This window comes from Pseudomonas sp. R5(2019), from assembly GCF_009905435.1.
In the GTDB taxonomy this organism is placed as follows: Bacteria; Pseudomonadota; Gammaproteobacteria; order Pseudomonadales; family Pseudomonadaceae; genus Aquipseudomonas.
This window is the reverse complement of the sequence record NZ_JAAAMT010000011.1, coordinates 93,497-107,900: the sequence shown is the minus strand read 5'-3', so window position 1 is coordinate 107,900 and position 14,404 is coordinate 93,497. Positions and strand designations below refer to the sequence as shown.

At 50.6% G+C, this 14,404-nt stretch carries 10 protein-coding genes; 1 reads left to right on the top strand and 9 read right to left on the bottom strand.

The annotated features are described in order from the left end of the window. Positions 1–32 precede the first annotated feature (32 nt). From GUY40_RS10090 to traA, 7 genes are all read right to left on the bottom strand, one after another. Positions 33–1,289: a TrbC family F-type conjugative pilus assembly protein gene (locus GUY40_RS10090; protein WP_166568800.1), complete on the bottom strand. Its 1,257-nt coding sequence runs from the start codon at positions 1,287–1,289 to the stop codon at positions 33–35. Then, positions 1,283–1,909, bottom strand: a complete 627-nt coding sequence (locus GUY40_RS10085) for a S26 family signal peptidase (protein WP_166568799.1) — start codon at positions 1,907–1,909, stop codon at positions 1,283–1,285. The genes GUY40_RS10090 and GUY40_RS10085 overlap by 7 nt, the downstream gene beginning before the upstream one ends. Then, a complete protein-coding gene (locus GUY40_RS10080; protein WP_166568798.1) occupies positions 1,906–2,196 on the bottom strand; it encodes a hypothetical protein in 291 nt (96 codons plus the stop codon). Before GUY40_RS10080 ends, GUY40_RS10085 begins: the two co-directional genes overlap by 4 nt. Before the next feature lie 18 nt (positions 2,197–2,214). Further along, the gene (gene traC / locus GUY40_RS10075; RefSeq protein WP_166568797.1) at positions 2,215–4,653 is read right to left on the bottom strand and encodes a type IV secretion system protein TraC; all 2,439 of its coding nucleotides are present in this window, start codon (positions 4,651–4,653) and stop codon (positions 2,215–2,217) included. Positions 4,654–4,667: 14 nt separating this feature from the next. Next, positions 4,668–5,423, bottom strand: coding sequence for a DsbC family protein (locus tag GUY40_RS10070; RefSeq protein WP_166568796.1), 756 nt, complete (start codon positions 5,421–5,423; stop codon positions 4,668–4,670). Between the two features lie 275 nt (positions 5,424–5,698). Continuing rightward, positions 5,699–11,296, bottom strand: a complete 5,598-nt coding sequence (locus tag GUY40_RS10065; RefSeq protein ID WP_166568795.1) for an Ig-like domain-containing protein — start codon at positions 11,294–11,296, stop codon at positions 5,699–5,701. Between the two features lie 149 nt (positions 11,297–11,445). Next, on the bottom strand, positions 11,446–11,811 hold the full coding sequence (traA, locus tag GUY40_RS10060) for a TraA family conjugative transfer protein (protein ID WP_256675694.1): 366 nt from the start codon (positions 11,809–11,811) through the stop codon (positions 11,446–11,448). 194 nt (positions 11,812–12,005) lie between these two features. Here traA and GUY40_RS10055 point away from each other — a divergent pair, with 194 nt between their 5' ends. Then, the gene (locus GUY40_RS10055; protein ID WP_166568794.1) at positions 12,006–12,371 is read left to right on the top strand and encodes a TrfB-related DNA-binding protein; all 366 of its coding nucleotides are present in this window, start codon (positions 12,006–12,008) and stop codon (positions 12,369–12,371) included. Between the two features lie 89 nt (positions 12,372–12,460). Here the strand turns inward: GUY40_RS10055 and traV are convergent, their stop codons facing one another. Beyond that, positions 12,461–13,045, bottom strand: coding sequence for a type IV conjugative transfer system lipoprotein TraV (gene traV, locus GUY40_RS10050; protein WP_166568793.1), 585 nt, complete (start codon positions 13,043–13,045; stop codon positions 12,461–12,463). A gap of 14 nt (positions 13,046–13,059) precedes the next feature. After that, positions 13,060–14,394 carry a TraB/VirB10 family protein gene (locus GUY40_RS10045; RefSeq protein WP_166568792.1) on the bottom strand — a complete coding sequence of 445 codons (1,335 nt, stop codon included), beginning with the start codon at positions 14,392–14,394 and terminating at the stop codon, positions 13,060–13,062. Positions 14,395–14,404 lie beyond the last annotated feature (10 nt).

Sequence of the window (14,404 nt, the reverse complement as noted above, 5' to 3'; positions counted from 1 at the left end):
CCACGATCTGAATGCGGGCAAGAATAATTTGCTCATAGTTGAGCACCCTCCGCGCTTGCTTCAGGAAACTCTTCGACGATGAAGTCACTGTCATTGGCTGTGAGCACGGAAGGGATTTTTTGAATCTGAAAGCGGTTTTTCAGACCTTCGTCCAGAAGCCCAATTCTCGCACCGATGTAATCAGAGGTTTTGCCGAACGTGCTCCAACCATCGTCAGCATCAACATTCGTTGTAATGACGGTGACCCGTTGCTTGCTTTTGAATTGCTCCACCTGGTTCTTGGCGAATTCAACCTGCCAACTCGATGTGGCATCAATGAACACAACACGCTGCGTAAATTTGCGCAGCTTGAGCGGATTGATCGATCCGGCTCTTGCCACTACATCGCCGTTTGGCGAGGTGATGTCCGACGGCAGAATAACCGACGCATCGACGTGCCTAACGTCGTGTTCTGTCGCAGTGGGCAGGATTTCAAGCTTCTTGTTTTTCCAGTAGCGAGCGAGAGCTTTGGTTTTCATCTCCTCGAAATCCAGCTTCTCAATTCGCTCTTGAACCAGGCTCATGAAGTCAGGTTCGAGGATGCTGAGAGTAGGCCCACGTACCCCCAGGTCGCCGCTTTTCCCTTCGGATAAGGCTTGCTCCAAATAATCCGTCGTTGAAAGTCCAGAGACCTTCGCAATAAGTTTCTGGTCCTCCTCCTTTACGACGGTTGGCACCACATCCGTATTGGTGCGCTGAAATAGGAACGGATCTATCAACACGGACACTTCCGACTTGGACTCAACGGTTAACGAGTTCATTTGCTCCAGGGCATCGAGCATGGTGGTGGACTTTGGGATGCCACGGAAAACGACCGCCGCGTTCTGCCCCTGCATCCGGTCCATGATCTCCAGCAGCTCTGTGCGCGGCATGGACCATGAAACCAGCACGTAGGTGACTGGTCCCTGCTCCACCGCCCTGTTCGGGAACGGCTTGCCATTGCCTGTCTGTTCCCCGCTCGATCCGCCGATAGGTAATGCGCCATTGCGGATCAGCTCGGCCACTTGCTCTTGGCGTTTCTTCTGTATGTCACCGATCCACGCGGTATCTTGGTCTGCGCGCTCCTGCGCTCGCTTGCGGGTGCCGTCAATCAGCACTTGGTCATCCAGGCTCAGGGCATTGCTTTTGAGCTGTTGGCTGAGGCTCTGCATGTCATGCATGTCGAGTTCGGTGGCCCACGCCGGGATGGAACCACTAAGGCACGCCGCGACCACCCAGCAGTGAGCCAAACGAATTGGTGGCGTTACCATATGGGATACGCTCTCCCGATGATTGAAGACGCTGAGATGGAGTTCCAGTAGCGCGAGTCAAAGCTGTTATCGGTGCGGCCCATCAGCCAGATCTTTCCGGCAGGCACGTGGCCAGACCGGCTGAGCTGTTGAGGTGTGAAACCGAGCTTTTCTGCAAACATCAGGCCGTGGCCAACAACCTTGCCATTGACTGTGGTTTTCTCGGCATCAACCACTACAAGATCACCAGGCACGCCGTCCACGAACTTGATGCCCTGGCCATACCGCTCCATGTACTCAGACTTAAACGCAAAAGTTTCTCCTCGAACGGGCGTTTTGTCGTACTTGTCGATCAGGAAGATGCGCCATGGTAGGCATTGTTTATTTTGGGGATCGATGCCCACCGAGTATCGGTCAAAGGCATAAATGAACACTGGCGCAACCAGAGTGCAAACCAGCACGACCTTAGGGGCAAAGGTCTTCCAAGGCTTCTTGTTTGGGTTGTGCAGGAGCCTTTGAATGAGGGAGCGTCTTGGGAGGTTCGCGGCATTCACAGCGAGCATTATTCGCCGTTCTACCGACTTCGCTCTCTTTTCAAGGCGAGACTTTTTCCACTTGTCGAGTTTTGTCTGCATTTTCATTTGGATGCCTTGCGTTCTGGTATTGGAAGCAGTTCCAATTCTGTTGGCCACGCTGCCAATTGGTTGGCGTTAATAACGACATAGCCTGCCTTCGCAAGATCCTGGGCGCGATTGATTAGCTCTTCGCCTTGTTCACCAGTTAACCCAACCCGTAGATTAAGCACCGCGATGCGGTCAGGTTCGGGTGCCAGATAGTCTATGAGCACTACCGTGCATATACATGACATCAAAACAGCAACGATAATTGCTGTCACTGGGGTAATTACACGTTCCTTTTGATCCGTCATTACGGCGCTCCCTTAGATTTAAATGTCCCAACCGCGATCATGCATGACTGCCTGAATGGCCGCCGCCGTTTCCATGCCCTGACTCTTTTTCACCGCAATGGCGTTGACATCATCCGGGTTGGTCGAATAGAGCAAGAGCGAAAACTTATCTACAAATAACCGAGCGATGCCGGAACCGGAGTTCGACAGAATAAAAATTTCGGAATAAACGCCGCGAATGGATCTCACAGTTTTCAGAAATTCGTAACCGGTATCGTTCAGGTCAAGGCGCTTCTCTTTTTTCGCTGTATCGAGTGCGCCGGATTTCTGACCTAGAAGGAAGGTATACGGGGAGTTGTCGGCAATTGCTTTACCGGCAGAACCCTCGTAAAGGTCGTTAATTGACTGCGTGATGGTAATAGCTGAACCATTGTATTTACGGAAACGACGATAACCAGTTTCAATAAACTTGGCAATGTTACCTTCCCGAAGCAGTGCCCATGCTTCGTCGATAATCAGGATTTTTCGTGTGCTACGATCTCCCATGTACATATCTTTTTGAATTTGGTAAATAAGTTGTAGCAGAACTACTTGCTGAAGGTGCTTACGGCCCTCAAGTCTGGACAGCTCCAAGATAGTGAACGGATTATTAAAGTCAACGTTGTTCTTGCCATTAAAATATTTACCGTACGTACCCTTGGTCGTGAAAGGGTATAGCTGTTTGCCAATATCTTTTACGCGTGTGTCTTCATCAGCAATCAATGCTTCGGCAATGTCGTCAACAATCATGTTGTTGCCTTTGACCCGGTAGACGTTTGCGGTGTGTTCCTTCAATGCCGCTCGTTGCCTATCGATTAAAGGCTCGGTTGGAGCAGCCATCGCTTCCAGCAAGCCGATGATAAGGTCTTCGTCACCGCCTTCATCATCGTCTTCATCGTCACCAAAATAGTTCTGGATGAGTTCGAATGGGTTACAGCAAAGATTCTTTGAAGGATCGAAATCCACGAAATCTCCGCGATACTCCTCACAGATTTTCTGGTATGAGAACCCCACGTCGATAACCCAAACTTTTGCGCCTGTTGAGCGGTAGGCAGTGATCAGGTAGTTGGTAAGGAATGACTTACCTGAACCAGACTCTGCCGCAACAATGGCGTTATAGGAGGTCTGCGAGTCAAACAAGTCCAGTGTCATGAGCTGGCCGTTGCGACTTGTAAAGCAGAGCTGAGGCGTCGGCGTCCCCTTCCAATCCGAGTACAGCGGGGCCAGGGCGATTGCTTGAGACGCGGAAAAAGTACGGTACCGGAACAACTCCATGGCGGCCGATTCTTCTGTGAACATCGGTAGAGCATTTAGGAAGATTGGTAGCGCCATGTATTTGTCTGGGAGCATGCCGAACTGACGAATGGCGAAGTAAGACTTTGCAGCAGATGTGTTTTTGACCAATTGATCTCGGTTTTCGGCGAAAACCACGCAGGTAAATTTTCCGCGAATGACCGGCTCGCCCTCATCCAGCTTTTTGAATAGGATATCGAACCCTTCTTTCTTCTCCCGTATCCTCGGGACAAAGTTAATGATAGGGCCCTGCGCTTGTTTGATGGTCCAGTTACGCATCCGATTCAATTCACCCTTTTTGCTCTGCTGGTCAGGGAACAGCATGGTGAACGATAAGATGCAGTTGCATCGAATTCCGACCGATCCGGACATCAGGTCGCCGAGATAATAAGAAGCTTCGCCCTGGTATACACCCCGAGGATATCGCTTAACGCTAAGTGTCCTCGCGTAATGATCTCCAATCTGTATGCAGTCCTTGAAGACCGTAACGTCCTTATCATAGTCAAGTATCTGGGAGGCGATTAGCGCGTCTTCATCGACATCGATCTTTCGACCGTCCCGCCAAGATACGTCTTTACCAAGGTTAAGAATTGAACTCATGACGTTGATATAACTGTATGAGTCCAATACTTTCGGTTGAAAGCCACTATTGATTAGAGTGGTTTCCAAGGTTGCTCTTAACTCACTGGCACCAATTATTTCGGTTTCGGTTGGGAACGTTGCGGAGATTTTGATTTTTGCGGTAATAAGCAAAACGTGGTCACGGACCCTAACACCATTGGAGTCAATAGGATGCAAGGTTTTAGACTGTAGGAATTCGCCTCGCTTCACGATTGCATCGCGCAGAGTCCGTTGCGGACAGTCTTCGCGCATTTCCAGCATACGGTTAATATCGGCGGTGATGTTTTGATGGCAAACAAGGTCAAACTGCACGATAGAGCCAGCAGGCCAACCAGCGGACAAAGTTGCTCGAAGTTGTGAGGCTTCCTTTCCGTTCGTGCCATTAAGAGGCTGGCATACAAACCCAAAAGAAATCATGTTTCCCTCACATTGAAACATGAAATTATCTGCGTCGTAAGCCAGGACTGGACACAATTTGTAGAACTTGTCCCGAGCGTTCAGAAAGCGGCTGATAAAGGCGCCCATGTTGTCGTACCTATTCAGTTGTTCAGAAAGTCTTTCAAAGACGACTTGGGAAGTCCCGCCATATACCGCCCGTCATTTCGGATGATAAACGGTACGGCAGCTACCCCAAATATCTGGGCAGCCACACTTCGCTTCATGAACGCCTCTCCGTCGCACGTACCAGGTACCCGCTTTATTGGTGTCGTGTTGTCGCCCGCGAGGAACAATGCATTTGCTTTGCGTTTATCCTCCGCGCAGTAGATGTCAGCTACCCTCTGCTCGCTCTCCTTTCCTAACAAGCCAAGGGTGAGAATCTGCACGGTGTACTCTTTCGGGTCCAGATCTTTGACTTGATCAATAACCTTCTTGCAGTACCCGCAATACGGGTCCGTGAAAATCACAATGCTTTTAGGGCCTGTACCAACTGTAATTGGTTCAAACTCAGCAAAGTTCAGCTTCATGTCTTGAATAGGGATTTTTTGCGCGCTATCTCGGATTGCACCCAGCGAGGTCAAACTTTTCTTTGACCAGTTGTCGATGATTTCACCGATTATCGTATAACGTCCGTTCGTAGTAATGACGACAACCTTGCCACCTTTTTCCGTGGCAAGAACTCCAGTTGCTGGAAGCGTTACAACTTGGTCTGCCACTTGTTGCTCAACTTTCTGCGCTGGTGACTTCTGCGCTGCGTCGGCGGTAAAGCTCTCAGGAAAGATAGGTTCGATTGCCGCCTGAGCCTGGGAAAAGCTCACACAAAGTAGAACTCCCAAGGCAATGTTCGTCAGTTTCATTAGTCACCTCCTAGATTTATAGGAGGAGTCTGCCATTGGCATAACTCTGAAACTGGTCGAATTTGACGAATAATTGCATAAATAAAAAAAATAGCGGACCAGTGGCCCGCTTTCTAAATGTGTACCTGCCAGGCGACGACTGCTGAGCATGCTCCAGAATCGTCCACCACCATTTGAATCTTAGGTGGTTCGGGTAGCTGGCCCAGTGGGAGTGATTGGCGTTGGAGGTGTATCGAAGGGCAAATAGAAAGCGGGCCTTGCGGCCCGCTCGTGTGTTACCAGGTAACTGGGTTAGATCTGCCGCCTGAATCATCAACCCCAACGAGTTGAATTTTCGGTTTCACAGGATAGGAGCGTTTGCTGATGGAGATCGAGCTACCGCGAATCGCTTGAATCTGATTGTCGATAGACCACTCATAAGACGCCATCTTACCGTCTTCATCCCCACATTTTGACGAGACTACGTACGCTGTTGAAGTCTGTTTAACGGCGAACTCGCATACAGGTATTTTGTTCTCAACTACCTCAATTTCGGTTTGGCCATGGCTTCCGAAACCCAGCTCTGTGGTCAGGTCCAGTGCCAGGGTGTACCGACCGGGGGTAGGGAAATCGAGGTTCACATAGCGGGAGTCAGCCGCCACCTCTCTACCATTGACCTTATAGCTGTAGCCTTTGATCGAATCGTATTTGTGCCCTCTGGTGATCTGCGGTTTGGTCCGAATATTGAGAGTCGCCCGATTGGTTGAGTTTGATCCAGTCCATTGCAAGTCAATGATCCAAGGCGGTGCTTTGGAAATCACAAAGTCCTGCTCCAGGACAGTCCGATTGCCACGGGCATCGCTGATGGTGACCTTTACCGGATAGGTGCCCGGCTCAGTGACACTCGCCACTCGCCGGGTGTCCAGTCGGCCATTAGTCATCACGAAGTTGCCAGACTCAGGCAGTTCCCATTCATACGACAACTCTTCAATGCGGGTGGTGCTGCCCACACTTTCTACCCGCATGTCGAGGGACATGGGCGCATAGAGACCCGGATCATCAATGGCGCGAAGTGAGAACACCGGCCAGGCATATTCCCAAGCACGGAGCTTTTTGGTCACGGTACGCTTGGAGTCCGTTTCATAGCCTTCGATCCACGCCTCAAACATGATCAATTCGGTGCCAGTAGGCTTTACCGTGGGCCGGTAATCCAGGGTGAAACCTTCCACGATAGAGCCATCGGGTAGAGTGAATCTGCCTACGACCTGCCCCTGCATGTTCGAGTAAGGAAGATTGACGGTAGCGGCGTATAGGTTTGACTTGTTCACCTCCGGCTGAGATGTGCCAACAAGGCCTATCGTGACCTTGGCCGTCTTCCTGACGGACACCGCTGTTTTGACGATCTTGTACGCGTAGCTGTCTTCAGCTGGGGAACTGGCGTAGCGGATACGCGCCCAGAGGGGGTAGTTGCCAATCTCACTGGTATGGTTAAAAACATATTTGTCCTCGGAGACCGCCCAAGTTTCCCCCCGGTCGGTGCTCCATTCATAGACAATCTCATTGCTGTCGGTCAGCCTGTTTCCTTCTTTGTCTGTGACGTACATATCGCCCTGTTGCCCCATGAGCATGACCGTTGGGCCTTTGATATAACGGGCATTCGGTACGTGGTAGGCCTGAATTTGGAGCGTGGAGGTGTACGACTGGACACCTGAATATTTGTTGGTCAACCTTGCCCGCACTTGATGAATGCCAACGTCATAGACGTGCGAGAGCATTTTGCTCGCGACGGTAGGCGATCCCTCGATACCTTTCCAACTCGCACCGTTGTCCTCGCTTATTTGCCATTCGACCAGACTTACCAAGTCCTTCTGATCGGAGACAAGAGAGGTAGACACGGCCAACGGCGCAACCCCGGAGACCTTGTACGACTTCAACTCACCCTGCACAGGGGAAGCATCGAGCACAGTAATTGTCACGGTGTTGGCAGAAGTCTTCGACATCTCGAAGCCGTCTTGTTGGCTGGCCAGCGTACCTTCCGAGCCAACGTGCATGGTGTCCCCGGCGCTCAAGTTCAGAGGAAGGTCGATCGTCACGGTACCGTCACTGTTGACCGGTACCCAGGACGAAATTGGATGGCGGTTTTTGGCCGACTTCACATCCACCAGTCGCACTGACCAATCACCGGCGTCTGCAACGCTGTACGGCGTGTTGACGTTGGACTTGTTATAGAAGCCAACAGTGACGGGGATCGTGTCACTGGACAAGGCCTTGCTCAGTTCGGTATTGACCTTCATCGACATGTCGTCGTCGGGAACCGTGACCGTCCTGATCTCCTTGGCAATGGTGATGTCCGGCAGCTTCACGTAGCTGGCCATGAGGGTGTATGACTGATTCGCCCAGAGACTGCCTTGCGTCTCGCTGTTCAAGCGGTAAGAGGCAGTTTTTTTGGCGTACTCGGCCTTGTCGGACGAGTCGGCAATCACCGTTCCCCCGCGCAGCACTTTGTACACCACAGCACCCTCGGCCAAGCCGACGAAGTTCACGGTGCCAATATTGGTTGGCTTTTTCTGCACGGTATACAGATTTTCGGCAATGAGCCTGGTGGACTGAACATCAATCGAGGGTGGCGGCGGGTTGACCACATCAACGGTCATGGTCTGCTTCGACAGGGTGACGGGGAACGCTTCGCCCAAAGGGCTGTAAGCGACCAGTTCCCACGCGATGGGATAGGTGCCAAGCTCCGACACGGTACCACTGAAGCTGTAGCCCTTCTGTTCATCGCCGATGGTCTCCACGCCGGGAGGCGCGGAAAGCCATTTGAAATAGCACGCTACAGAAGCGATACCTTTCTCGGCGTTCATCTTCGCGCCGCTGGCTTTCGCCTCGCTCTCGCTGTTGGTGATCGAGCCGCAACTTGGACCCGAGGTTTGGACCAAACTCTGATTTATAGATTGAATTGAACGGTAGAGCGTGATTTTAGCGCTATCGTCACCGAACTTGATGGAGTCAGATGCATCTCGCGCATTTAGTTTTAGCTCAACTGATTCAACGGGAAGCTCAATTACAACCTGCTCTCTACTTCCACTCGAATTGAGATACGTACCTTTCATCTTCGCGCCAGAAGCACTACCGGCGGGAATATAAGTACTGGTCACTTGAGCAAGCCTGCTTTGCAGAACCGAGTAGTTTTTATCTTGGTAAAACTCTAAGCCATTTTCTAGCGCAGTGTTGAAACAAGCTGGGCTTGAAATGATATCAACGCTGGAAATGCTGTTGATCTCCGATTTCGGACGCCAGTTACATTTGCCAGAACTGTCTTTTAATGCTATTGAAAATACGTCAATTAAAATGCGACCATCAAGCTTTGTTTCAAACGGATCGACGGATACTTTCGGAGACCAAATATTAAAACTTCCAACAACTATGGAAGCACCAGGAGCGCCACTGGTAACTAGCAAATTCGCTACCCCTTCACTGCCATTCTTTACAGAATAAACGGGTAGCGCCAGATGGCCTTTGCTTGAGGTAAAGTCAAAACTTCCGATGTTTTTTGTTTCACCCGGCTTCAAAATTACACCGTTGATTGAAATTGGGCCAGAAGTAGAGTCTAAACGCAATGTACCTGTTAGCTCGTATGAGCCGGTGAGGGGAGTACCTTCATAGTTTGTTAGCGTCTCCGAGTAAAACGGAAATTTCCCGTTTGCATGTACCCAGGCATACTGACCAACGGAAGGAATGCCAAAGCCATCTTCCTCAAGCCCGACAGTCGGTGGCTCATACTTGAAGTCTAGCTTGTTGGTGGTTGTGTTACCCGACTCATCCTGAACCGTCACAGTGAGTTTATACCCGGCACCAAGGCTAGGGAAAATGACTGGATACTCAAGATTGTATTCGTTCGGAGTGATTTCCCGAACAGCCAGATAGACCACACTATTTGATGGCCCGCCTTCCAGCTTTACGGAAGTGATTTTTGGTCTTTCCGTAACGTCATCCCCTACAACTACTTTAATATCGTCAAGTGACACAATATTGGCATTGGGCGTATTGAATCGAACAGTTGGGGCCTCCCCATCATTATTGATGGAGAACAGTTCTTTCTCGCCATAGTTTCCATAATTGTCCTGTGCCCAGCCGAAAATATTCCAAGTGCCGGATTTCAGACTTTTATAAGAAGCAGTAAATACTGTGTTATTACCTGAATTGGTCATCTGACTGGACGAGAGCTTAACCTCTGTACCCGTTGCATTTTTTGCGACCAATCCGCCAGCAGCCATGATAACTCGGCCCCACGTTGAGCCAGAGAAAAGCTCAATGCCAGAGAAGACGACCACCTTATTCAAGGTGTCGTGGCTCACCAGTTTATCAATAACCGGATCGGAACCATCCCATTCCCAGACATAAACCGCTTTGTCTGTGGAGGTTCGAGCTTCAGGTTGTCCTTCTCGGTATATAAAAGGCCGAGAGTGGTAGTAACTTGCGGTACCAGTAGTATTAAATTTTAAATTTGTGTCTGCAATGCACTCGCTAGCACCAGCGGGAATGACACAACTAGCGCCATATCCAAGAGCAACGACTTGATTATAAGCTCTTGGCTCGGCGGTGGCCCTGATTTTAGAGATTGTAAGATCTCTTGCGAAACTGCCACCTTTTGTTGTAACCGATAATCCTAGCCAACCGTAACCCTCGATATAAGGACTTGTCGATATCTGTACAGGAGGTTTGGTGCCATCACTGAATACAGGATTTTTTACTGCAAGCGCACTACAACGCCACGTGCTGTTGTTGGTCCAACCCACGCTGTTCCAGTTCATTTGCCCATTGTCTTTAATTGTTTCTTTGACAATAAAGTAAGTGAGCCCACCTTCCGATTTAACGATGGTATAATCCTGTGCCCCAGACGCATAACCGCCGAATATTTTGCCTTCATCAGTAGCTTGAACTTCTCTGTTGGGTAGCCGAAACATCACCCTCGCCGGATTTTGGGATACAGGCGTAGTGCTTTGCCCCTCCAGAGAGCGAAAGCCACTGACCCCCATATAGCCTGGACCAGTATAGGAGCTATCCTGAATAGCCACAGGCTCCGGAACCGCACCGCACTTTGAGTTGTTCCAGAAGTTTAGCGTGGAGTTGGAATGGTTACCCGCCTTGTCCTCTACAATAAACTTTATTGAATATTTTCCTTGCGCACCAACTGGGAATTGGGAGTTGCCGATAGAGTTAACCCCCCCCGTTCCGAGCATTACCTTATTGCTGTCAGCAATGACATTAACAATACCTTGACGCACTTGTTTTACGGTGCCGTCCTGGGCATGTTCAAATGTCTCGTAGGTCGCTTTGCTGACATCGCTGCTATCCGCAACGTTCAATGTGATATGTCTGGCTTCAACTGTTGAGAAGATCGGTAGTCCGTCAGGAGCTGTACCCCTGCCATAATTCATTCCCCATGACCACGCACCAAGAACCGGGGGGGAACTATCGATCACTAGATTGACGGTTTCCGAACTTACCACAACGTCTTTCGAAGAGAGTGTTTCAGCCAGAAGCTTGTACGAGCCATCGACTGGCTTCGTAAACCTCAGCTCAGCACCGTAATAGCTCTTGTCAGCGATTGTAAAGCGGTCAGCAGAACCGATGAGCTTGCTTGTGGCTGTCGAAACAGGAGTGTCATCCTCTTTCAGCAGCGTTACTTTCACCTTCCGGTCGATCCCAGCGCTAATTGATACTGTGAACGCGGCCTTAGGGTTCACATAGCCGAGTGACGACGATACGGACTTTTCCTGGCCGTCGGTATCGGTAAACTTATATTGAAGTACTTCCGCGAAGGCGCTGGAGGACAGGCCCAGCGCAGCAGTCACAAGTGTTAACTTGAAAGCCCCGAAGCTGCGTATTTTCATGATTGTTTTGGCGGGTACCAAAGTATTTGGTCCGGATGGCTCGCGCTTGTGCGCCTTTCCCGCGCCCCTCTCTTTTCGCCATCTCTGTGCTTCAAAAGCAAAAAAGCCGGTAGGGTTTCCCCTATCGGCTTCTGTTTGACCCGCTGGAGTTACATGCCGGTTGGCAACACCAGGCCTGCAACAGCGTGCGTCGAAGTGATGATGCCTTCGATGATTTCCGGGCTGTAGAACAGGCCGATAGCCGCACCGACCGCAACAGCGAAGGACATCAGGGATTGGCGAACAACACCGGCTGCAACGCCGACGATCACGATCAGACCCACCAGCACGCGGCCCATGGTGCCTTTCAAGTACTCACTGATCGCGGCCCAGACGTTATCGAAGCCATCGCCGCCACCGGTACCGGCATGCGCCATGGTTGCGAAGGCAACGGTGCAAACCGCGACGACCAGGAACAGCATTACGTACTTTTGAAACGGGGAGACGTTTTCTTGCTTCAGAGATAGTGCAGTCATGGAAAGCTCCTAAACGGAATGAAGTCGAACGAATTAGAGGACCAAGCGCACTATCGTTTAGGGGTTAAGCCGCCTAGCTCCTCTCGATATACATTTTCCTCAAGACGACGATTACAAAAATACGAATGTTGACAACAAACCGTACCGAATCGACTATTTTGGAGAATAATTGCTGCTATCGTCTTGACTCGATCTTGACTGAACGTTTGAGGCTGATACGTACGATGGAACGGCGCAGAAAGTTGAGAAGGCTATCACTTGAAGCCTGGCATAGTGTTGCCCATCAGCTAGAAGACCACAGTCCAAGGAATTTGGAAGCGGCGCGTATGGTGCTGGTCGAAGGCAAGTCGCAGAAGTATGTGCATGAGCATCTTGGATTAACAAAGCAGCGCGTTAGCCAAATTGTCAAAACAGTAATGACCAAAATAGAAAAGTCTAGAGATGGTTGGGTCTACATATCAACTTGGGCTCCCGCCACACTTGCGAAGGAATTTCAGGCCAAAGTTGAAATCGCGTTGATGAGCATGTCAACCGGGGACATACCAAAACCGGACGAATGAGCGATGTCATTTGCGCGGGTTTGTAAACCGGGAAGGACATTGAAGTGAAAGTCAGAGTAAAAAAAACCGGGATCAAATCCCGGTTTTTTTTATTGTGTGCTCTGTGCGTTGCGTCTAGCGCTTTTTGCAATCTCAGCAGCGCTCTGGTTTGGTGCGGCCTTCGCCGATGGCATCTGCGTCGTTGGGACCGCCTGCACCTGCAAGGGGTGAAGCGTAGGAGTTTCTGGTGGCCGTTCAACGCCAACCTCCCAGCGCCGTGGTGCGATTTCGGTATAGATGTAGCCTGGCACGTTCAGATCCCCCTTCTCATCCTCCCACGGCGCGAAACCGATACGCATGACCGTGGCCGGTGTCCGGATAGGCAATGGATTCCGTGCGGGCCGTGGTGTCACGTACTGCTCCCCAGGCACTTCGCGAAGCACCACCGTGCCGCCTTCTGTTTGGTCGTCCGACGCGCCGTCGTCACCCGCTTTCTTTCGAGCCTTTGCAGCATTTTCCTTTTGAAGCTGGGTCTGGAAGTTCGGGTCATCTGTCATTTGATAAACATCCCGCGCTGACACGCAGTTGACGCCTTCGGCCAGGCCCTTACAAGCGTAATCACTGCTCGCGCTAGAGCAGCCACTTAATATTGTGGTGGCGACGGAAAGCAGTGCAGCGAATCTAAGTATATGCATGAATATTCTCCTAGTTAGCTGGACTTGGACTTAGGCACGGACTTTATTTTCAAGCTCGCACCCTTCTTAATGATGAAATCGATTTGACGACCGGCATCGATCTCAATGATGGGAAACAAATTTTCTGCCATGTCCATGTAATATTCAGAAATTCGGTTTAGCGCATTGCCAACACCGGCTACTGCGGCTCCCTGCACTGCATCTGGATTAAATGCCTGCTGGAATGCTGCTTGATCTTCACTATCGCTATCCCCGCGTGAGATGCGAATAGTAGGAATACTTTGCACTGAGAACAGTTGAGACGCACCTTGTATAAAGGCTGCCATCATCGCTCGGGTGATATATTCTTTCTGCTTGCTCACCACATTCCCGCGCACACCAGCCTTGCCATCTTCGCCACTGGCGTATGCATCAACAGAAACCTCGATCACACCGCCATCGTTTCGCACACAGGAGATTGTTTCTCCGCGAAGGTAGGCCCGTTCAGAACTAAGGTCGCCATAACCCCCGACGATCATGCCGCAGTCGCGCACATCGGCGCGAAAGTTGTTTGGTAGAATTGCTTCTTTTTGAATTCTGACCAGAGCCGGGAACGGATCAGTGCGGGCCTGTTTTGAGGTAGGTGCGTCCATCCCCGTAATAAGCGTGCCTGTAAGCATGGTTGTAGCTGGCAGATATAGCACGTCCGATTGGTCATCCTTTGCCGCGACCTCTTTTGGAAGTTGCTCTTCAATGGTACGAATCTTCAGTGTTGCACCTTCCTTTTTTACATCCGCCTCACCAACAGATGTTTGTATCCCGCTTACGGAATCATTGGGCTCCAGGTCAGCCCTGCGATACACGTCCTCTGGCCGAAGTGACTTCGCGTTTGCAGTAAGGGCATGTTCTGCTGCTGCGACATCATAAGGGCTTTTACCGGCTCCGGATTTTGGCGTGTTTTGAGTTTGACCATTGGCGCTATTCGCCTTCTCGCTCTCTTGGTCACTCTTATGTTTCTTTAACTCCTTAATTTCCTTCTTGAGCTCTTCTAATTCCGCTCTACTGGCATCCTTGCTATCGCTCTTTACACCGTCCTTTACAGTGCCTTTAAGTTCATCGAGTGTAACTCTTAACTCTCGGATTTCGGAGCGCATCGAGTCGATACCGACCCCGCGTGTGTCTGCGTCGGTTAATACAGTGCTGGCCACTGGATTGATCGCTCGGCGCTTTGGCTTTTCTTCGTTGGCTACTGCATACCACACGATAGCGATAACGACCGCAAAGGCGGAGCCAATCATCACAACCCGTTTCGTGGCCGGAGAAAGAGGAACCGAGTCAAACTTGTCTAAAAGATCCTTAAAAGATGCCATGTCGAGTCCT